Source organism: Amycolatopsis sp. (assembly GCF_036008905.1).
Taxonomy (GTDB): Bacteria; Actinomycetota; Actinomycetes; order Mycobacteriales; family Pseudonocardiaceae; genus Amycolatopsis.
Genome location: NZ_DASYMU010000113.1, coordinates 1 through 20,611, shown reverse-complemented (window position 1 = coordinate 20,611; position 20,611 = coordinate 1). Strand labels below are relative to the sequence as shown.

The window sequence follows — 20,611 nt, the reverse complement described above, 5'->3', positions numbered from 1 at the left end:
GTGAACGGGCGCGGGCTTACGGTTCTCGACCGTTCAGTATGTAACGCGGTGTTCGCACATATGAATTCTGAGGTTGGCGAGTTAGGGCTGCAGGTAGCGGAGGACGGCGAGGACACGCCGGTTGTCACCGTCCGAAGGTGAGAGGCCGAGCTTGCCGAAGATGCTGGTCACGTACTTCTCCACCGAACCCGCCGACAGGAACAGGCCAGTGGCGATCGCGGCGTTGGAGCGGCCTTCCGCCATCAGGCCGAGCACTTCCCGCTCCCGCCCGGTCAGCCCGGCGAGGACGTCCGACTTCCGGGTCGACGCGAAGAGCTGCTGGACGACTTCGGGATCGAGCACGGTCTCGCCCTCGGACACCCGCCGCAGCGCGTCGAGGAAGTCGGACACCTCGGCCACGCGGTCCTTGAGCAGGTAGCCGACGCCGCCCGCGCGATCCGCGAGCAGCTCCGCGGCGTAGGTCGTCTCGACGTATTGCGAGAACAGGAGAATCGCGCAGCCGGGTAGTTCCGAACGCAACGCGATCGCGGCGCGGAGGCCCTCGTCGGTGTGCGTCGGCGGCATCCGGATGTCCGCAATGGACACGTCGGGCCGGTGCTCGGTGACGGCGGCGCGCAGGTGTTCGCCGTCCTTCACCGCGGCGACGACCTCGTGGCCGCGCAGGGTGAGCAGCTCGACGAGACCTTGACGCAGGATCGTCGAATCCTCGGCGATCACGACTCGCACAGTGCCTCCTAAAACTGCGGCGCCCCCGGCTCAATGCCGCAGCGGTATCTCGACGGTGATCACCGTAGGCCCACCGCGCGGACTGCTGATGCCGAGCCTGCCGTCGACGGTCCGCGCCCGGTCCGCCAGCCCGGCGAGGCCGCCACCCGGTATGACCCGCGCGCCGCCGTTGCCGGAGTCGGCCACGGCGAGCCGGAGCCCGCCGGGGATCAGGGCCACGTCGACGTCGATCGCCCGCCCGTCCCCGTGTTTCACCGCGTTGGTCAGGAGTTCGGCCGCGCTGAAGTACACGATCGTTTCGATCGACGGCGGCGGCCGGGTGGGCAGTTCGACACTCAGCCGCACGTCGGCGGCGCTGGTGGCGGCCAAAGTGGACAGTGCGACGCCGAGTCCCGCGTCCAGCGCCGGCGGATGGATGCCGCGGGCCAGATCCCGCAGCTCCACAAGCGCCAGTTTCGCGTTTTCGTGCGCGGCCGCCACCAATGCGCGGACCTGGTCGACGTCCGGCTCGTCCTTGGCGACACCCAGTTTCATCGCCACCGCGACCAGCCGCGCCTGCGCGCCGTCGTGCAGGTCGCGTTCGATGCGGCGGAGCTTCACCGTGGCGTCTTCGACGGCTGTCGCGCGGCTTTCCTCCAGGTCGCGGACCCGTTCGGACAGCGTGGCCGCGCCGAGCAGGCCTCGGACCAGCAGCCTGTCGAGCACGAGCAGGCCGTGCAGGATCCACGGCGTGGCGAACAGGATCAGCAGACCCAGCAAGGCGAGCGGGATGGTGAGGATCCACTCGCGGGTGAAGATGTCGAAGACCGGCTGCGCCTGGCCGTCGAGGATGAACCAGGTCACCGGGTAGGTCAGGGTGCCGAGGCCGTAGACGAGCAGCACCGCGGTCACGATCAGTTCCGCCAGCGCCAGCGGCGGCCGGACGACCAGGTACGCCGCCGCCCGCCAACCGGCCGGGTCGCCGACGCGGGACTTGACCCAGTTCCACAACCCTGGCCGGAGTTCACGCTGTGGCGGCGCCGCGACCCGCACGCCGAGCAGTCCGGACGCCAGCGCCCGGTGCAGCTTGCCGAGCCCTCGCGCGCCGAGCAGGGTCGCGGAGATCAGCAGCAAACCGAGGAAGAGCGGCGACAGGCCGACGCCGAGGGCGAGCCCGACCAGCAGCAGGACCAGGCACAGCACGGCGAGCGGCACCCCGAGGAGCACCCAGGCCAGCTCGGCCCGGAACGCGCGCCGGAAGGGCGCTGCCAGGACGAGCCGGAGGGCGTTACGGGTGGTCACCGCCCCAGCTTGCCGCGAGCCCGCCCCGCGCGCCCACCCGGTTTTCCCTACTTGTGGGCGCGTCAGTACGTAAGTGTGGCTGGGTGGGTGGCTCGTGAGTGGCTACAAGTGTTAGAACACTCGTAGCCACTCACGAGCCACGCACCCAGCCGAGCCCTGCTACTTGTCGACGACGGGGTCCGTCACGTCCGCGACCGGCTCCACCACCACGGGCGGGTTGAGGTTTTGCTCGTCTTCCTGCGCGCGGACCGAAGCTTCGCGCATCTCGATGACGTCGCTGATCCAGTCGCCGGTCTCCCGCGCGATGTCACGGACCGCGCCGGTGATGATCGTCGCGATGTTCCCGATGTGCGTGGCCGCCGATTCGGTGATCACCTGGACCGTGTCCTTGCTGCTCTCGAACTGACCGACCATGTTCGTTTCCTAAGCCGCTCGGAGTACCTTGTCCCGCTCCACGGTACTGGGCCTGCGCGGCGTACCGACCCACGGCAACGCGAGGTTCACAATCTTTTTCGCCACCGAACCGAGCTGGCGGCTCAGCGGGCCGGTGTTGTACGGCAGGCCGTACTTCTCGCAGATGGCCCGCACCTCGCCCGCGATCTGCGGGTAGCGCCGCGCCGGGATGTCCGGGAACAGGTGGTGCTCGATCTGGTGCGAGAGGTTCCCGCTCATGATGTGGAACAGCTTCCCGCCGGAGATGTTCGCCGAGCCCAGGATCTGGCGCAGGTACCACTGGCCCCGCGACTCGTCCTCGGTCTCCTCCTCGGTGAAGCTCTCGACGTCGGCGGGGAAATGGCCGCAGAAGATGATGGAGAACGACCACAGGTTGCGGGCCAGGTTCGCCGTCGCGTTGCCGGCCAAGGTCAACGGCGCGAGCGGGCCGGTCAGCAGCGGGAAGAGCACGTAGTCCTTGCCGACCTGCCGCGAGGCCTTCTTGGCCATCTTCGCCGCGACTTCCTTGGTGTCCGACCACTTGCGCTCGCCCTTGACGATCCGGTCGAACTCCAGGTCGTGCAGCATCACGCCCCACTGGAAGAACAGCGCGAGCATGATCGCGTACACCGGGTTTCCCAGGTAGTACGGGTGCCAGCGCTGCGCCGGGTCCAGCCGCAGGACGCCGTAACCGATATCGCGGTCCTTGTCGAGGATGTTCGTGTAAGTGTGGTGCAGGTAGTTGTGCGAGTGACGCCAGTTCGCGGCGGGCGCGACGTTGTCCCACTCGAAGCCCTGCGAGCTCAGCGCCGGATCACGCGTCCAGTCGTACTGGCCGTGCATGACGTTGTGGCCGATCTCCATGTTGTCGAGGATCTTCGACACCGAAAGCGCGGTGACCCCGGCGATCCACGCCGGCGGGAAGAACCCGGCGAACAGCAGCCCGCGCCCGGCGACCTCCAGTGCGCGCTGGGTCTTGATGACGTTGTGGATGTAGTCGACGTCTTCCTTGCCGAGCTGGGCGACGGTCCGCTGCCTGAGCTCGTCCATCTCGCGGCCGAATTCCTCGATCTGCTGCGGGGTGAGGCGATCCTGTAGTCCGGTCATGGCTTTCTCCTGCGACTAGGCGTTGATCTCGACGTCCCCGACCGGGACGGAGATGCAGAGCTGGATTTCTTCGTTCTCTTCTTCGGACAGCGCACCGGACTTCGCGTTCCGCACGCAGCCGGACGTCTTGACCTTCGTGCACGAGAAGCAGATGCCCATGCGACAGCCGTGCTCCGGGTTCAGCCCGGCGTCCTCGGCCTGTTCGAGCAGTGGTTTGCCGGAGTTCGCGAACTCCTTGCCGCTGTGCGCGAACCGGATCTGCCCCTCGGCGTCGGCCTTGTCGAACTTCAGCGCGGGCGGCGTGAACTCCTCGGTGTGCAGTCGTTCACTCAAGCCGTCGTCGCCGAATCGCTCGCGGACGGAGTCCATCAGGGGCTTCGGGCCGCAGAGGTAGGTTTCGGCGTCGCGGTACCAGGGCGCGGCCTTGGTCAGGTGCTTCGCGCTGAAGAAGCCGTGCAGGTCGGCGCCGGATTTCGCCAGTGTGTAAGCAAGCACGATCTTGACGCCGGAGTGCAGCGCGGCCAGCTTCGCGAGTTCTTCGCGGTAGAGCACGTCTTCGGCGGTGTTCGCGTAGTGCAGGAAGACGATTTCACCCGGGTGCCGCTCGTCGACGAGGGTGCGCAGCATCGAGAGCACCGGCGTGATCCCACTGCCGCCGCTGATCAGCAGCGTCTTCGGCGCGCGGCGCTCCGGCATGGTGAAGCCGCCGTCCGGCTGGGACAGGTTGACTACCATGCCTGGCTCGGCGTTTTCGTGCAGGTACCGGGAAACCAGGCCCTTCGGGTCGGCCTTCACGGTGAGTTCGAGCTGCCCGTCGCGGCGGTGCTGCGAGCAGGCGGGGGAGTAGCAGCGGGTGCGGCGGACGCCGTTGATGTCCACCGAAACCCGCACGTACTGACCGGCGGTGAAGCCTCGCCACGCCCGGCTGGGGCGGATCGTGAGCGTCACCGTGTCGGCGGTCTGCCGTTCGACGCCGGTCACGACGCCGCGGATCTCGCGGCGGACCAGCATCGGGTCGACCAGTTCGAGGTAGCGGTCCATGCCGTGCGGCGTCAGCAATGCCTCGGCCAGGGAGGCGAGCTTGCGACGGCTTCGGGGCACTAAGGCTGTCATGGCACCTCCAGTTCCAGTGAACAGCTGTACACTAAACAGTGGAAGGCATGACGCTGGAAGTGTCAAGGTGAGCCGCTGTGACGTGGAGAACAGGAGGGACATGCGTACGCTCGCTCAGGTGACCGCCGAGCCCGTGAGCCGCCAGGAGCGCAAGCAGCGCACCCGGCAGGCCCTTCTCGACGCAGCCCTCGAGCTGCTCGCCGAACGTGCCTTCGCCAACCTCAGCCTGCGCGAGGTCACGAAGCGGGCCGGTATCGTGCCGACGGCGTTCTACCGTCATTTCGCGTCGATGGACGAGCTCGGGGTCGCGCTCGTCGAGGAGTCGATGCGCACGCTGCGGCGGATGATCCGCTCGGCCCGCAGCAACCCGCGGACGTACACGCACATCATCCGGGCGTCGGTGCGAACACTGCATGAACATGTCCGCGCGCACGAGGACCATTTCCGCTTCCTCACGCGCGAGCGGTACAGCGGTTCGGGTCCGGTGCAACGCGCCATCGCCATCGAGCTGAAGCTTTTCTCCAGCGACCTCGCCGTCGACCTCGCGCGGTTCGAGCACCTGCGCGAATGGAACACCGACGACCTGCACATGATGGCGGACCTGATTGTCACCGCGATGCTCTCGACGGTCGTCGAACTCATCGAAGCGCGTCCGCGTGACGAGGAAACCGACGCGCTCATCGTGAAGACCGCGGAGAAGCGGCTTCGGCTGATCTTTCTCGGTGTGCCGAACTGGCGTGTTGTCCGTTAGCGAGTGGTTCGCGACGGATCCGCCCTTTCATCGAGCACGTCGCCCGAGTACCATTTCCGGATCGCCGCGTCCAATCGTCGATCCGCATTTCCGAAATTGCTCCATGTGGGCGGAAAACGGCGTCTTTCTTGCAGTTCTTTCCGGACCCGTGGTACAGCTTCGATCTTGTCTCGCGAGTTGTTCATGGCCGGGCTGCAGGAAGGAAGCGATCCGCTACAGTGCGATTCTTCTATCCACTGGTTCACTGCTCCGCGTCTGGCGCGCAACAGTGGCGAAGGCACTTCCGACCATGAGGAACTGATGGATCAACAAACCCTTGCGGTGGCGTTCTGGTTTCTGCTGGCAATTGTGCTCGTGATCGGGGTTCTGCTGGTCCGCCAGCGGCGCATCACCGCCCACGTCCGCGCCAGAGTTCAGCTCACCGAAAACGACCTGCGGGCCCGGGTCGACGAGGAACGTCATCTGGTCCAGAATCGGCTCCCCGCGCTGGTGGAGCAGGTGAACCACCGGCCGGTGGAGGTTCCCGGCCCGCTGGACGCCGAACTCGGGGAAGCCCATCGCCCGGTGCTCGACCTCGTCGCCGAGTCCGTGCAGCAGACGTCGGCCAGCGTCGAGCAGTCCGCGAAGGCGACGTTGAAGGCGATGATGCGCACCGTCCAGAACCTCGCCAACGAGCAGCAGTTGGCGATCTCGACGATGGAGGACCGCCACGACGATCCCGAGGTACTCGCGGACCTGCTGAAGATCGACCACGCGAACTCCCAGCTCAGCCGGCGCGCGCAGGCGACAGCGGTCCTCTGCGGATCCTGGCCCGGCCAGCAGCGTTCGGTGTCCTCACTGACCGACGTGGTCCGCGGCGCGACTTCGCGGATCCGGGATTACCGGCGGGTGCAGATTCCCGCGCAGGCCGACATCGCGGTGGTCAGCCGCGCGGTGGAGCCGGTCGTGCTCACCGTGGCCGAACTCCTCGACAACGGCGCGCGGCACTCGCAGCCGAGCACCACCGTCGAGGTCAACTTCCAGCAGGCGCACAACGGCATGGCGATCATGATCGACGACGCCGGCGTCGGCATGACTCTCGAAGCGTTGCAGCGCGCGGCATGGCTTCTCTCCGGACAGGGTGGGCATGACATCAACAGGCTCGGCGACCCGCCGCGGATCGGGTTCGCCGTCATCGGCGTGCTCGCCGCCCGCTACGGGTTCAGTGTTTCCGTGGACACGCAGTCGCCGTACGGCGGCGTCCGCGCGGTGGTCTTCCTGCCGACGGCACTGCTCACCCGCGCCGGCGCGCAGGCCCCGTTGAACCCGGCCCCGAAGGCGACACCGGCCGCGGTCCCGGTGCAGCAGGTCCCCCTGCAGCAGGCGCCCGCGCCGGAGCCGGTTTCCGAACCGGAGCCCCTCCGGCCGTCCCCGACCCCGCGGCAAACGCCCGCGCCCGAGGCGGAACTCGATCGCACTCCCGGTGGCCTGCCGAGGCGCACGCGCCGCGAGCCTGTCGTCGAGCGCCCGGTGAGCACCCCGTCGCAGACCCGCCCGCCGGTGGAGAAGTCGTCGGAGAAGACAGCGACCGGTCTGGCCGCGTGGCAGCGCGGCACCCGCACCGGCCGGGAGAGCACGAATTCCAGTGCCAACCCCACTGTTTCCGAAGGGAACCCCCAGTGAACAACAAGTTGGGCTGGATGCTCGACGACGCCATGAAGATGCCCGAGACGCTGTACGCGATCCTGCTCTCGGCGGACGGGCTGCTCATGGCGCACTCGGAGCGCATCAGCCGGGACGACGCGGACCGCAACGCCGCGGCCATGTCCGGCCTGCAGGCCTTGGCGCGCAACACCGCCGAGTTCTGCGGCGAGACGGCCGAGAACTGGCAGCAGACGGTGAACGAGTTCCCCGGCGGTTACATCTTCCTCGTCGCCGCGGGCCCCGGCGCCTACCTCGCGGTGTCCGCGACGGACAAGGTCGACATGGAGGGGGTTTCCTCCCGGCTGCAGGAACTGGTGCAACGGCTCGGTAACGAGCTGACCACTCCACCCCGCTACGCCCAGCAGGAATCCGGCAGTCTCGCATGAGCGGCAACCGGCGGGAGCGGGCACTGGTCCGGCCACATGTGGTGACCGGGGGCCGGGCCCACCCGACCCGCAACACCTTCGACCTCGTCACGGTCGTCGTCGCCACCCGCCAGGACGTTTCGGGGCTGAGCCCGGAAAAGAAACGCCTGATGGAGCTGTGCCGCGGCGGTGCGCTCTCGGTCGCCGAAGTCGCGGCGCACCTGAGCCTGGCCACCAGCGTGACGAAGGTGCTGCTGTCGGATCTCGTCGATTCCGGGCATATCGCCACCCATGCCGCGTTCCCGTACACCGACCACCCCGACCTCAAGCTCCTGAAGGACGTGCTCGATGGCCTCCGCGCTCTCACCTGACGGGGTATACCTGCGCGATACCGTGCAAACCGCGGTGAAAATCCTGATCGTCGGCCATTTCGCCGTCGGCAAGACCACGTTCGTCGGCACCCTGTCGGAGATCCGGCCGCTGCGCACCGAAGAAACGATGACGCAGGCCGGCGCGCTCGTCGACGATCTCGCCGGGGTGAAGGGCAAGGAAACCACCACCGTCGCGATGGACTTCGGCCGCCTGACCCTGAGCGACCAGGTGGTGCTCTACCTCTTCGGCGCCCCCGGCCAGCAGCGTTTTACCCAGCTGTGGAAGGACATCGCGCACGGCGCACTCGGCGCGCTCGTCCTCGCCGATCCCCGCCGCCTCGAGAACTCGTTCGACGTCATGGGCCTGCTGGAAGAAATCGGCCTGCCCTACGCGGTGGCCATCAACCAGTTCGACGGCGCCCCGACCTTCCCCGACGAAGAACTGCGCGACGCCCTCGACCTGCTGCCCGAAACCCAGCTCGTCAACTGTGACGCCAGGGATCGGCTCTCCTCGACGCACGCGCTGATCGCCCTAGTCGAATACCTCTTCAACCGCACCAGCAGCCAGGAGTACGTGTGACCACACCCGCCGGCCAGCTTCCACCTCCGGGCTGCCCAGCCCACGTCAACGGACGGCTTCCGTTGTACGGTCCGGAATTCGCCGCCAACCCCGCCGGTGCCTACGAGCAGCTGCGCAAGCACGGGCCGATCGCGCCGGTCGAGCTCGCTCCCGGTGTCCCGGCCAGTCTCGTGACCAGCTACGGCGCGGTCCTCGAAGTGGTGCGCAACCCGAACACCTTCCCGCGTGACCCCCGCCGCTGGCAGGCGACGCAGGCAGCGGACAGCCCCGTGCTGCCGATGATGGGGTACCGCCCCAACTGCCTGTTCACCGACGGCGCGGTGCACGCCCGGCTGCGTGGCGCGGTCACGGACAGCCTCGCGCGGGTCGACCCGAACGCGTTGCGGGTCTACGTCGAGGAAAGCGCCCGTGAGGTCATCCGGGAGTTCGGTCCCACCGGCGAGGCGGACCTGCTCAACAACTACTCCGCGCTGTTGTCCTTGCGCGTGTTCAACCATCTCTACGGCTGCCCGCAGGAGCTCGGCGACCGGCTCGTCACCGGGATGCAGGCGATCTTCGACATGATCGACGTCGAGAAGGCCAACGAGCGGCTCACGATGTGCATGCTCGAACTGCTCGCCCTCAAGCGGGCGCAGCCCGGCGACGACGTCGTGTCGTGGATGCTCGCGCACCCGGCGCGGCTGACCGACGAGGAGATGCTGCACCAGCTCGTGCTGATGATGGGCGCCGGCACCGAGCCCGAGCAGAACCTGATCGCCAACGGCATCCGGCTCCTGCTGTCCGACGACCGGTTCGCCGGAAACCTCGGCGGCGGCAGCATGCCCGTCGAAGAGGCACTCGACGAGGTCCTCTGGACCGACCCGCCGATGGCCAACTACTCCGCGAGCTATCCGTTGGAGGACCTCGACTTCGGCGGTATCCGCCTGCCCGCGGCCGAGCCCGTCGTGATCAGTTTCGCCGCCGCCAACACCGATCCCGAGCTGATCGGCGACCAGCGCATGGGCAACCGCGCCCACCTCGCCTGGGGCGCCGGCGTGCACACCTGCCCCGCCCAGCTCCAGGCCCGGCTCATCGCTTCCGCCGCCATCGAGACACTGCTCGATGGCCTGCCCGACATCCGGCTGGCCGTTCCCGTCGACGAACTCGTCTGGCGGCCGGGCCCCTTCCACCGTGCGCTCACCTCGCTCCCCGTTCGTTTCACCCCGGTAGCAGTTCCGGTACCACCCGCCGAAACGTCAGGAGACAGCCGATGGACCGCCCAGCCAGCCCCTACGTCCTCGACCCCGCAGGACGGGACATCCACGCCGAAGGCGCCGAGCTCGCCAAATCCGGCCCGGCCACGCTGGTGGAGCTTCCTGGTCAAGTGGTGGCGTGGTCAGTAACCGGCCTTGACGCGCTGAGGCGGTTACTCAGCGATCCGCGCGTGTCGAAGGACCCGCGTCAGCACTGGACGGCGTATACCAACGGCGAGATCCCCGCGGACTGGCCGCTGCACATCTGGGTGTCGGTGCAGAACATGTTCACCGCGTACGGCGGCGACCACCGGCGGCTGCGTTCGCTGGTGTCGAAGGCGTTCACCCCGCGCCGCACCGAGGCGCTGCGGCCGCAGGTCGAGCAGATCACCGCGGGTCTGCTCGACGACCTCGCGTCGAGGTCCGGCACGGTCGATCTGCGCGAGGCGTTCGCCTACCCGCTGCCGATCGAGGTCATCTGCCGGCTGTTCGGGATCCCCGAAGAGGTGCGGCCCGGGTTGAAGACGGCCGTCGACGGCGTTTTCAACACCACGGCGACGGCGGAAGAGGCGCTGGCCAACCAGATCGAGCTGTACCGCCTGCTGGGTGAGCTCGTCGCGAGCAAACGGGCCGACCCCGGCGACGATCTCGCCAGCGGCCTGATCGCGGTGCGCAACGACGACGGTTCGGCGCTGGAGGAGACCGAACTGGTCGACACGCTGATCCTGGTGATCTCGGCCGGGCACGAGACCACGGTCAACCTGCTCGACCACGCGATCACCGCGTTGCTCACCCATCCCGAGCAGCTTCAGCGGGTCCGCGACGGGTTGAGCACCTGGACCGACGTCATCGACGAAACGCTGCGCTGGCAAGCCCCCGTGGCGAACCTGCCGCTGCGCTACGCCGTCGAAGACATCGAGCTTGACGACGTTGTCACCATCCGTAAGGGCGAGGCGATCCTGGCGTCGTACGCGGCCGCGGGACGGGACGGCTCGCATCACGCGGACGCCGACGAGTTCGACATCTCGCGTGAGGACAAGGCGAGCCTCGCGTTCGGCCACGGGGTGCACTACTGCCTCGGGGCGCCGCTGGCCAGGCTGGAAGCCGAAACCGCGCTGCCCGCGCTGTTCGCGCGCTTCCCCGAGCTCGCGCTGGCCGTGCCCGTCGGCGATCTGGAGCCCATCGGCTCCTTCATCTCCAACGGCCACCGCACCTTGCCGGTCACCCTGGGCCCACCCACCCCCTGATCTCTCGGTAGCTAAGAGATCGCCATCTGTCGACAGATGGCGATACGCACCTCCCCAGTGTGGGCACGTTGCGATTCGCGTCTGTGCTGCGGAAAGCTTGACGAAGGGGACCTTCCTCACGACCATCGTGTAGAAGGTCCCCTTCGTCATGTCTTGGGTTCTCGGGTCACCAAAGATTCTCGTCCGGGCCCTGTTGCTCGCTCACGTTGATCGGCTACATTGGCATACTGTATACAGAACCCGGCCGAAGGGACGAGACCATGACGGTCGACAGTGCGTCGGTCGAAGAGCGCGTACGCGAGATCATCGACTCGCACCGCCGGGACCGTGGCGCCCTGCTGCCGATCCTGCACTCGCTCGTGGCCGAATTCGGCTACGTCGACAAGGACGTCTTGCCACTGGTGGCGAAGGAACTCAACATCTCCCGCGCCGACGTGCACGGGGTCGTCACCTTCTACGAGGACTTCCGGCAGGAGCCGCCGGGCGCCACCACCGTGCGCATCTGCCGGGCGGAGGCCTGCCAGTCGGTGGGCGCGGAGGCGCTCGCGAAGCACGCCGAGGAGCGGTTCGGCGTCAAGATGGGCGGCACCGCGATGGACGGCTCCGTGACGCTGGAGCAGGTCTTCTGCCTCGGCAACTGCGCGCTCGGGCCCGCGGCGGAGGTCAACGGCCGGCTCTACGGCCGCGTCGACGCCGATCGCCTGAACGCCATCGTCACCGCTGTCGAATAGAGGGACGGACATGACTGCTTACCCCACCACGGTTTACGTCCCCCGCGACTCCGCCGCCCTGTCCGTCGGAGCCGACGGGGTCGCCTCGGCGATCCAGCGCGAGGCCGTCGCCATGGGACGTGACGTCCGCGTGGTGCGCAACGGTTCGCGCGGCATGCTCTGGCTGGAGCCCTTCGTCGAGATCGAGACGGACGAAGGTCGCGTCGGTTACGGCCCGGTCTCCGCGAGCCAGGTCGACGAGCTGCTCTCGGCCAGGATGCTCGACGGCGCCCCGCACCCGCTCTGCCACGGCCTGGTCGAAGAACTGCCGTGGCTCAAGGACCAGAACCGCGTCTGCTTCGCCCGCGTCGGCATCACCGATCCGCTGTCGGCCGAGGACTACTTCAACCACGGCGGCACCGCGGGCCTGCGCCGCGCGCTCGAAATGGACAAGGCCGACGTCGTCGCCGAGGTGACCGCGTCCGGGCTGCGCGGCCGCGGCGGCGCGGGATTCCCCGCCGGGATCAAGTGGAAAACGGTCTCGGAGCTCGAAGACGGGCTCAAGTTCATCTGCTGCAACGCCGACGAAGGCGACAGCGGGACGTTCGCCGACAGGATGCTCATCGAGGGCGACCCGTTCTGCCTCATCGAGGGCATGACTATCGCCGCGCACGCCGTCGGCGCCACCGAGGGCTACATCTACATCCGCTCCGAGTACCCCGACGCCGTCGAGACCATGCGCCGCGCCATCGACATCGCGTACGCGCACGGCTGGCTCGGTGAGCAAATCCTCGGCTCCGAAACGAAGTTCGACCTCTTCGTGCGGGTCGGCGCGGGCGCGTACATCTGCGGCGAAGAGACGTCGATGCTGGAAAGCCTGGAAGGCAAGCGCGGCATGGTCCGCGCCAAACCGCCGATCCCGGCGATCACCGGCCTGTTCGGCAAACCCACGGTGGTCAACAACGTCCTCACGCTCGCTTCGGTCCCGGCGATCCTGGCCGACGGCGCCGAGGCGTACCAGGCACTCGGCGTCGAACGGTCGCGCGGCACGCAGGTTTTCCAGCTGGGTGGCAACATCGCGCGCGGCGGGGTCGTCGAGACGGCGTTCGGCATCACGCTCGACGAGCTCGTCAACGGCTACGGCGGCGGCACGCTGTCGGGCCGCGAAATCCGCGCGGTCCAGGTCGGCGGCCCGCTCGGCGCGTACCTGCCGACGTCGCAGTTCGACCTGCCGATGGACTACGAGGCCTTCGCCGCCGCGGGCGCGATGCTCGGGCACGGCGGCATCGTGGTCTTCGACGACACCGTCGACATGGCCGCGATGGCCCGCTTCGCGATGGAGTTCTGCGCCGAGGAATCCTGCGGGAAATGCACGCCCTGCCGCGTGGGCTCGGTACGCGGTGTCGAAACGATCGACAAGATCGTCGCCGGTGAGGATCCCGACGGGAACCTCGCGCTGCTCGGCGATCTTTGTGAGCTGATGACCGACGGCTCGCTCTGCGCGATGGGCGGGCTGACCCCGAATCCCGTACTCAGTGCACTGCGGCACTTCTCGGACGATTTCACCCCGCGCGACAAGCCACGAACTATCGCGCTCAGTATCACGGAGGCGACACGATGACCTTGATCAAGGAACAGGACTTCGGCACGCCGGCCCAAGCCGGCCCCGCGACGGTCGAGGTCGAGGTCGACGGCTTGCCGGTGACCGTGCCCGAAGGCACCTCGGTGATGCGCGCCGCCGCGATGAGCGGGATCGACATCCCCAAGCTGTGCGCCACGGACAGCCTGGAGGCGTTCGGTTCGTGCCGGCTGTGCCTCGTCGAAATCGACGGCCGCCGCGGCACCCCGGCGTCGTGCACCACACCGTGCAGCCCGGGAATGAAGGTGAAGACACAGACGCCGAAGCTGGAGAAGCTCCGCCAAGGCGTCATGGAGCTCTACATCTCCGACCACCCGCTGGACTGTTTGACCTGCTCCGCCAACGGCGACTGCGAACTGCAGGACATGTCCGGCGCGGTGGGCCTGCGTCAGGTCCGGTACGGCTACGAGGGCGAGAACCACCTCGACGAGCCGACCGACTCCAGCAACCCGTACTTCGACTTCGACGCCTCGAAGTGCATTTCCTGCTCCCGCTGCGTCCGCGCCTGCGGCGAGGTGCAGGGCACGTTCGCCCTCACCATCGAGGGCCGCGGGTTCGAGTCGAAGGTGGCGGCCGGTCTGGGTGAGTCCTTCATGGACTCCGAGTGCGTGTCCTGCGGCGCGTGCGTCCAGGCCTGCCCCACCGCCACGCTGCAGGAGAAGTCAGTGGTGCAGCTGGGAATGCCGAGCCGCAGCGTGATCACGACCTGCGCCTACTGCGGGGTCGGCTGCTCGTTCAAGGCCGAGCTGCGCGGTGACGAGCTCGTCCGCATGGTGCCCTATAAGGACGGTGGCGCCAACGAAGGCCACTCGTGTGTCAAGGGGCGCTTCGCTTTCGGCTACGCCAGCCACCCGGATCGGCAGATGAACCCGATGATCCGGGAGAAGATCACCGACGAGTGGCAGGAAGTCGACTGGGAGACCGCGATCGGCTATGCGGCCACCCGGCTCAAGGCGATCCAGGCCGAGCACGGTGTCGGCTCGATCGGCGGCATCACGTCTTCGCGCTGTACCAACGAAGAGGTCTACGTCGTGCAGAAGATGGTGCGCGCGGCCTTCGGCAACAACAACGTCGACACCTGCGCCCGCGTCTGCCACTCGCCGACCGGTTACGGCCTGAAGCAGACCTTCGGCGAATCCGCCGGGACACAGGACTTCCGCTCGGTCGCGAAGTCCGACGTGATCGTCGTGATCGGCGCCAACCCGACCGACGGGCACCCGGTGTTCGCGTCGCGGATGAAGCGCAGGCTGCGTGAGGGCGCGAAGCTCATCGTCATCGACCCGCGCCGGATCGACCTCGTGCGCTCGCCGCATATCGAGGCGCAGTACCACCTTCAGCTCGCGCCGGGCACCAACGTCGCCGTCGTCAACGCGATGGCGCACGTGGTGGTCACCGAAGGACTCGTCGACCGGTCCTTTGTGGACGACCGCTGCGAGGAGTTCGACGAGTGGGCGGAGTTCATCGCCCGCCCCGAGAACAGCCCCGAAGCCCTCGAGATCATCAGTGGTATCCCCGCCGAAGACCTGCGTGGTGCCGCCCGGCTCTACGCGGAAGCGGGCAACGGCGCGATCTACTACGGGCTCGGCGTCACCGAGCACAGCCAGGGCTCGACGATGGTGATGGGCATGGCCAACCTCGCCATGGCCACCGGCAACATCGGGCGCGAGGGCGTCGGCGTGAACCCGTTGCGCGGTCAGAACAACGTGCAGGGTTCGTGTGACATGGGCTCGTTCCCGCACGAGTTGCCCGGCTACCGGCACGTCTCCGACGACGCCGTGCGCAACGTCTTCGAGAAGCTGTGGGAGCGCGAGCTGCTTTCCGAGCCGGGGCTGCGCATCCCCAACATGTTCGACGCCGCCGTGGACGGCACGTTCCGCGCGCTGTACGTCCAGGGAGAGGACATCGCGCAGTCCGATCCGAACACCAACCACGTGCACGCGGCGCTGAACGCGCTCGATCTCTGCATCGTGCAGGACCTGTTCCTCAACGAGACGGCCAAGTTCGCGCACGTGTTCTTCCCCGGCACCTCGTTCCTGGAGAAGGACGGCACCTTCACCAACGCCGAGCGCCGGATCAACCGCGTGCGCCCGGTGATGGCACCGAAGACCGGCAAGCACGAGCATGAGATCGTCAGCGATCTGGCGGAGGCGATGGGCTACCCGATGCGGTACAACCACCCCAGCGAGATCATGGACGAGATCGCGACCTTGACGCCGACGTTCGCCGGTGTCTCGTTCGACCGGCTCGACAAGCTCGGCAGCATCCAGTGGCCGTGCAACGAAAGCGCGCCCGAGGGCACGCCGACCATGCACGTCGACGAGTTCACCCGCGGCAAGGGCAAGTTCGTCCAGACGGCGTACGTGCCCACCGCCGAGCGGAGCACCCGCAAGTACCCGCTGATCCTCACCACCGGCCGGATCCTGAGCCAGTACAACGTCGGCGCGCAGACCCGGCGCACCGGCAACGTCGCCTGGCATCCCGAGGACATCCTCGAGATCCACCCGCACGACGCCGAGGTCCGCGGCATCGGCAGCGGGGACCTGGTGGGTATGGCGAGCCGGGTCGGCACGACCACCCTGCACGCGGTGCTCTCCGACCGGATGCCGGTCGGGGTCGTCTACACGACGTTCCACCATCCGGTGACCGGAGCCAACGTGGTGACCACCGACAACTCCGACTGGGCGACCAACTGCCCGGAGTACAAGGTGACCGCGGTCCAGGTCGAGTTGCGCAACCCCGTACCCGCCCAGAGCGCCGAGGCCCAGCAGGAGATCCCTGTCGGCCTCGGGGCACACCGGGACTGATCCCATGTCCCACGCACCCCAGGCCAAGATGGCCAACGAGATCGCCGTCCAGTTCCGGCACCGACCTCCCGGAGAGGCGGCGCAAACGATTGCGTCGCACATCCAGCGGTTCTGGGCGCCCCGGATGGTCCAGCAGTTGATCGGCCACGCGGACAACCGCGACGCCGAGCTCGACCCGCTGATCGTCGAGGCGGTCAAGCTCCTCAGATAAAAAACCGGGCGGTAATCCACACGTCTGCGAGACGGCTCAGGACGTCTCGCAGACGTGCTTGCTTTGTCGATCAAGTATCGATCAAGAAGAGCCGCGTTACGCCAAAGCGGACTCTCCGGCACCGGGAAAGTCACGTCACTTTCACATGGGATTCGTTAATCACGCGTGGTACAACCTTGCGTGATCCAAACCCAAAACCCGCAGTCCCTCATTTAAGAGGAGGTCGCGCAGTGGCCCAGACCGAGCAGCTCACGGTCGGCGTCGTCAAGGAATCCAGGCCGGGAGAACGCCGGGTAGCGCTCGTTCCGAAACTCATCGAGCGCCTCGCCAAGCGTGGCTTGAAGATCGTCGTCGAATCCGGTGCCGGGCAGCGTGCGCACCTTTCCGACGAGGTCTTCGAGCAGGCCGGTGCGAGTATCGGTGATCCGTGGAGCGCGGACGTCGTCCTCAAGGTCGCCCCGCCGACGGCGGACGAGGTCGGCAAACTCGCCACCGGCACCCTCCTCATCGGATTCCTCAATCCCCGCGGCGACGCCGACGGCATCGCCGCGCTGGAGAGAGCCGGGATCGTCGCGTTCGCCGTCGAGGCCATTCCCCGGATTTCGCGGGCGCAGGCGATGGACGCGTTGTCCTCGCAAAGCAGTGTCTCCGGTTATCGCGCGGTCCTTTTGGCCGCCGAAAAGCTGACCCGCTTCTTCCCGATGCTCACCACCGCGGCGGGCACGGTTCCGCCCGCGAAGGTGCTCGTCCTCGGCGCCGGCGTCGCCGGGTTGCAGGCGCTGGCCACGGCCAAACGCCTCGGCGCGCAGACGACCGGCTACGACGTCCGCGCGGAAGTCGGGGAGCAGGTGCGCTCGATCGGGGCCAAGTTCCTCGATCTCGGCATCGAAGCGTCCGGCGAAGGCGGGTACGCCCGCGAGCTCACCGAGGACGAGCGCGCCGAGCAACAGCGACGGCTGACCGAGGCGATCACGCGGTTCGACGTCGTGATCACCACCGCGCTCGTGCCTGGCCGCAAGGCACCGACGCTGGTCACCGCGGACGCCGTGCGCGGAATGCCGGCGGGCAGCGTGGTCGTCGACCTCGCGGGCGAGTCCGGCGGCAACTGCGAACTGACGAAACCGGGCGAAGAGGTCGTCGAATTCGACGTCACCATCTGCTCACCGCTCAACCTGCCCGCCGAAATGCCGGCGCACGCGAGCGAGCTCTACGCCCGCAACGTCACCGAACTGCTTGAGTTGCTCGTGGACGGCGAGGGAAAGCTCGCGCTCGACTTCACCGACGAGATCGTCGCCGGCGCGTGCGTGGCAGGGCGCCCCGCGGAGCCCGAGCCAGAGTCCGCGCCCGTGGCGGAGTCCGATGAGAAAGGGGTGGTGTGATGCTGGTGCAGAGCTTGGCGGTACTCGTCCTCGCCGGATTCGTGGGGTTCACGGTGATCTCCAAGGTGCCCAACACCTTGCACACCCCGCTGATGTCCGGCACCAACGCCATCCACGGCATCGTGCTGCTCGGCGGGCTGATCGTCCTCGGCCTCGGCGCCGACGGCGTGCTGAACAAGATCCTTTTGGTGATCGCGATCGCGTTCGGCACGATCAACGTCGTCGGCGGCTTCCTGGTGACCGACCGGATGTTGGCGATGTTCAAGCAGAAGAAACCTGAGATCGCCCCGGTCGACAAGGACGGTGCCGATTCATGAGCAGTTTCATCGCCGTGCTCTACATCATTTCGTTCGCCCTGTTCATCTACGGCCTGATGGGACTGACCGGCCCGCGCACCGCCGTCCGCGGTAACTGGATCGCCGCGGTCGGCATGGGCATCGCGGTGATCGCGACGCTGCTGACACCGGGCATGGGCAACTGGCTCCTGATCGTCCTGGGTGTCGCGATCGGTGCCGTGATCGGCGTTCCGGCCGCGCGCAAGGTGAAGATGACGGCCATGCCGCAGATGGTGGCGCTGTTCAACGGCGTCGGCGGTGGCGCGGTCGCGCTGATCGCGTGGGTCGAATTCCGGCAGACCCACGGCTACGAGCACGAACCGAAGTACGTCGCCATCGCGTCGCTGTTCGCCGCGCTGGTCGGGTCGATCTCGTTCTGGGGCTCCAATATCGCGTTCGGGAAGCTGCAGGAGCTGATCTCCGGGCGCCCGATCACCTTGGGCGCACTGCAGAAACCGCTGAACGCGGCGCTACTCGTCGTCGCCGTGGGCTGTGGGGTGGCCATCGCGGCCGGTGGCAGTTCGCAGTGGCTGATCGTCCTGCTGCTCTTGGCGGCCGCGGTGCTCGGCGTGACCGCGGTGCTGCCGATCGGCGGCGCGGACATGCCGGTGGTGATCTCGCTGCTGAACGCGTTGACCGGATTGTCCGCCGCGGCAATGGGTCTCGCGCTCAACAACACCGCGCTGATCGTCGCGGGCATGATCGTCGGGGCGTCGGGCTCGATCCTGACGAACCTCATGGCCAAGGCGATGAACCGGTCGATCCCGGCGATCGTGGCCGGCGGTTTCGGTGGTGGCGCGGCGGTTTCTGGGAGTGGAGGTTCCGCGGAGGACCGGCCGGTCCAGAGCACCAGCGCGTCGGACACCGCCATCCAGATGGCCTACGCGAGCAAGGTCGTGGTCGTACCCGGTTACGGGATGGCCGTCGCGCAGGCGCAGCACGTGGTGCGCGAGATGGCGAAGCTGCTGGAAGCCAAGGGCATCGAGGTGGCCTACGCGATCCACCCGGTCGCCGGCCGGATGCCGGGGCATATGAACGTCCTGCTCGCCGAGGCCGACGTGCCCTACGAGCAGCTCAAGGAGATGGAGGAGATCAACTCCGAGTTCGCCCAGACCGACGTCGCGCTGGTCATCGGCGCGAACGACGTCACGAACCCGGCCGCCGAAACCGATCCCGGCTCGCCGATCTACGGCATGCCGATCCTCAAGGTGAACCACAGCCGGTCGGTGATCGTGCTGAAACGCTCCATGAGCTCGGGGTTCGCCGGGATCGACAACGACCTGTTCTACGATCCCAAGACAAGCATGCTCTTCGGTGACGCGAAGACGTCTGTCGGCTCGATCGTGGAGGAGCTCAAAGCACTTTGATGGTGCGGAAATCGTAAGCGGGGCCAGCCGGATCGTCGGGGAGTCCGACGATCCGGCTGAAAACCTCGCGCTGGACGAAGCTTTGCTGCGCGCGGCCCCCGCCGCACCGGTGCTGTGGCTGTGGCGCAACCCGGCCTGCGTGGTCGTCGGGCGCGGGCAGAAGGTGTACCGCGAAGTCCGCGAGGATGTCTGCGCGCAGGACGGGATTCCGGTGCTGCGGCGGGCCAGCGGCGGCGGCACGGTATTCCATGATCGGGGGAACCTCAACGTTTCCCTGGTGATCCCGGGTCCGGTCGATCGGCCTCTCGAGGCGATCGGTTCCCTGATGAGCGACGGTGTTTCGCGGCTGGGCCTGCCGCCTCGGCTCGGTGAGCGGGGTTTGTTCATCGGCGACGCCAAGCTCTGCGGGTTCGCCGTCTTCCGGACCAAGACCGGTCTGCTGGCACATTCGACCCTGCTGATCTCGACAGCCGCTGAGCGCGTCGGCCGCTACCTGACGGGCCCGTCGCCCGACCCGCGGCCGCTGGACTCACATCGCAGCGAGGTCGCTTCCCTTGCCGATCATGGACTCCGCGTCGGCCTCGAGGGAGTCACCTCCGCGATCCTCGCCGCCGCCGCTTCGCAGTTCGGCCCGCTCTCGACGCGGAAGCCAGACGCCACCGAACGCGCCTGGCAGCGGAAACTGCTCACCTCCCGCTACCACCACGCCCCCTGGCACGCCGAGGGCCGCCAGCAAGACGCCCCCTGGACCCCCCAGTCCGTGTGACCGGTGACCCTGCGGGGCCCAGCGTTTGGGACGGGGAGCGGGCTGGGTGGGTGGGTGGGTCGTGAGTGGCAACAAGTGTTCTAACACTCGTAGCCACTCACGAGCCACTTACTTGGCGGCGGCGGAGAACTTGACCGGCGGAGCCTTGCGGATCGTCTTCTTGGCGGCGGCGACTGCCGGGGCCGGGGTGGCGGGCGCGACCGCGGCGGTCTTGGCGGCAGGAGCCTTGGCAGCCGGGGTCTTGACGGCCGGAGCCTTCGCCGCGGCAGGGGCCTTCGTGGCCGCGGACTTCGCGGTGGAAGTCTTGGCAGCGGGGGCATTCGCGGCAGAAGCCTTGGCGGGGGCCGCCTTGGCGGGAGTCTTGGCCGCGGCGGTCCTCGTGGTCGCGGGGGACTTGGTCAGGGCCTTCGCAGCGGCGGGCTTGGTCGCGGACGCCTTGGCAGCCGGAGCCTTGGCGGCCGCTGCCTTCGCCGGAGCCTTGGCAGCAGTGGCCTTCGTGGCGGAAGCCTTCG

General features: G+C 67.8%; 21 protein-coding genes. 15 read left to right on the top strand and 6 right to left on the bottom strand.

Translation table 11 applies throughout. From position 1 onward, the window contains the following. Nucleotides 1-81 precede the first annotated feature (81 nt). The 5 genes from VGP60_RS20850 to VGP60_RS20830 form a co-directional block, all read right to left on the bottom strand. Nucleotides 82-726, bottom strand: coding sequence for a response regulator transcription factor (locus tag VGP60_RS20850; RefSeq protein ID WP_327549718.1), 645 nt, complete (start codon nt 724-726; stop codon nt 82-84). A 30-nt stretch (nt 727-756) separates the two neighbouring features. Beyond that, nucleotides 757-2,007 (bottom strand): sensor histidine kinase, encoded by a 1,251-nt coding sequence (locus VGP60_RS20845; RefSeq protein ID WP_327549717.1) that lies wholly within the window; start codon nt 2,005-2,007, stop codon nt 757-759. A 159-nt stretch (nt 2,008-2,166) separates the two neighbouring features. Further along, a complete protein-coding gene (locus tag VGP60_RS20840; protein WP_327549716.1) occupies nt 2,167-2,421 on the bottom strand; it encodes a hypothetical protein in 255 nt (84 codons plus the stop codon). Nucleotides 2,422-2,430: 9 nt separating this feature from the next. After that, the gene (locus VGP60_RS20835; protein ID WP_327549715.1) at nt 2,431-3,546 is read right to left on the bottom strand and encodes an acyl-CoA desaturase; all 1,116 of its coding nucleotides are present in this window, start codon (nt 3,544-3,546) and stop codon (nt 2,431-2,433) included. A 15-nt stretch (nt 3,547-3,561) separates the two neighbouring features. Beyond that, a complete protein-coding gene (locus VGP60_RS20830; protein ID WP_327549714.1) occupies nt 3,562-4,659 on the bottom strand; it encodes a ferredoxin reductase in 1,098 nt (365 codons plus the stop codon). A gap of 100 nt (nt 4,660-4,759) precedes the next feature. Here VGP60_RS20830 and VGP60_RS20825 point away from each other — a divergent pair, with 100 nt between their 5' ends. From VGP60_RS20825 to VGP60_RS20755, 15 genes are all read left to right on the top strand, one after another. Further along, entirely contained in the window at nt 4,760-5,410 is a 651-nt protein-coding gene (locus VGP60_RS20825; protein ID WP_327549713.1) for a TetR family transcriptional regulator, read from the top strand. Between the two features lie 300 nt (nt 5,411-5,710). After that, the gene (locus VGP60_RS20820) at nt 5,711-7,072 is read left to right on the top strand and encodes an ATP-binding protein (RefSeq protein WP_327549712.1); all 1,362 of its coding nucleotides are present in this window, start codon (nt 5,711-5,713) and stop codon (nt 7,070-7,072) included. Further along, nucleotides 7,069-7,479, top strand: a complete 411-nt coding sequence (locus VGP60_RS20815; RefSeq protein ID WP_327549711.1) for a roadblock/LC7 domain-containing protein — start codon at nt 7,069-7,071, stop codon at nt 7,477-7,479. Before VGP60_RS20820 ends, VGP60_RS20815 begins: the two co-directional genes overlap by 4 nt. After that, the gene (locus VGP60_RS20810) at nt 7,476-7,829 is read left to right on the top strand and encodes a DUF742 domain-containing protein (RefSeq protein WP_327549710.1); all 354 of its coding nucleotides are present in this window, start codon (nt 7,476-7,478) and stop codon (nt 7,827-7,829) included. The genes VGP60_RS20815 and VGP60_RS20810 overlap by 4 nt, the downstream gene beginning before the upstream one ends. Next, nucleotides 7,807-8,409 carry a GTP-binding protein gene (locus tag VGP60_RS20805; RefSeq protein ID WP_327549709.1) on the top strand — a complete coding sequence of 201 codons (603 nt, stop codon included), beginning with the start codon at nt 7,807-7,809 and terminating at the stop codon, nt 8,407-8,409. Before VGP60_RS20810 ends, VGP60_RS20805 begins: the two co-directional genes overlap by 23 nt. Then, nucleotides 8,406-9,791: a cytochrome P450 gene (locus tag VGP60_RS20800; RefSeq protein ID WP_327549708.1), complete on the top strand. Its 1,386-nt coding sequence runs from the start codon at nt 8,406-8,408 to the stop codon at nt 9,789-9,791. The genes VGP60_RS20805 and VGP60_RS20800 overlap by 4 nt, the downstream gene beginning before the upstream one ends. Then, on the top strand, nt 9,773-10,888 hold the full coding sequence (locus tag VGP60_RS20795) for a cytochrome P450 (RefSeq protein WP_327549728.1): 1,116 nt from the start codon (nt 9,773-9,775) through the stop codon (nt 10,886-10,888). The genes VGP60_RS20800 and VGP60_RS20795 overlap by 19 nt, the downstream gene beginning before the upstream one ends. Nucleotides 10,889-11,148: 260 nt before the next feature. Further along, entirely contained in the window at nt 11,149-11,619 is a 471-nt protein-coding gene (locus tag VGP60_RS20790) for a formate dehydrogenase subunit gamma (RefSeq protein WP_327549707.1), read from the top strand. A 10-nt stretch (nt 11,620-11,629) separates the two neighbouring features. Next, the gene (locus VGP60_RS20785; protein WP_327549706.1) at nt 11,630-13,219 is read left to right on the top strand and encodes an NADH-quinone oxidoreductase subunit NuoF; all 1,590 of its coding nucleotides are present in this window, start codon (nt 11,630-11,632) and stop codon (nt 13,217-13,219) included. After that, the gene (gene fdhF / locus VGP60_RS20780; protein ID WP_327549705.1) at nt 13,216-16,041 is read left to right on the top strand and encodes a formate dehydrogenase subunit alpha; all 2,826 of its coding nucleotides are present in this window, start codon (nt 13,216-13,218) and stop codon (nt 16,039-16,041) included. The genes VGP60_RS20785 and fdhF overlap by 4 nt, the downstream gene beginning before the upstream one ends. Nucleotides 16,042-16,045: 4 nt before the next feature. Continuing rightward, a complete protein-coding gene (locus tag VGP60_RS20775) occupies nt 16,046-16,252 on the top strand; it encodes a formate dehydrogenase subunit delta (protein ID WP_327549704.1) in 207 nt (68 codons plus the stop codon). A 230-nt stretch (nt 16,253-16,482) separates the two neighbouring features. Further along, nucleotides 16,483-17,631 (top strand): Re/Si-specific NAD(P)(+) transhydrogenase subunit alpha, encoded by a 1,149-nt coding sequence (locus VGP60_RS20770; RefSeq protein ID WP_327549703.1) that lies wholly within the window; start codon nt 16,483-16,485, stop codon nt 17,629-17,631. Continuing rightward, nucleotides 17,631-17,948, top strand: a complete 318-nt coding sequence (locus VGP60_RS20765) for an NAD(P) transhydrogenase subunit alpha (RefSeq protein ID WP_327549702.1) — start codon at nt 17,631-17,633, stop codon at nt 17,946-17,948. Before VGP60_RS20770 ends, VGP60_RS20765 begins: the two co-directional genes overlap by 1 nt. Beyond that, a complete protein-coding gene (locus tag VGP60_RS20760; RefSeq protein ID WP_327549701.1) occupies nt 17,945-19,333 on the top strand; it encodes an NAD(P)(+) transhydrogenase (Re/Si-specific) subunit beta in 1,389 nt (462 codons plus the stop codon). Before VGP60_RS20765 ends, VGP60_RS20760 begins: the two co-directional genes overlap by 4 nt. A 10-nt stretch (nt 19,334-19,343) precedes the next feature. Then, entirely contained in the window at nt 19,344-20,099 is a 756-nt protein-coding gene (locus VGP60_RS20755; protein ID WP_327549727.1) for a lipoate--protein ligase family protein, read from the top strand. Between the two features lie 108 nt (nt 20,100-20,207). On the opposite strand, the gene VGP60_RS20750 is transcribed toward VGP60_RS20755, so the two are convergent. Further along, a partial coding sequence (locus VGP60_RS20750) for a hypothetical protein (RefSeq protein ID WP_327549700.1) occupies nt 20,208-20,611 on the bottom strand: 404 nt, incomplete at its 5' end.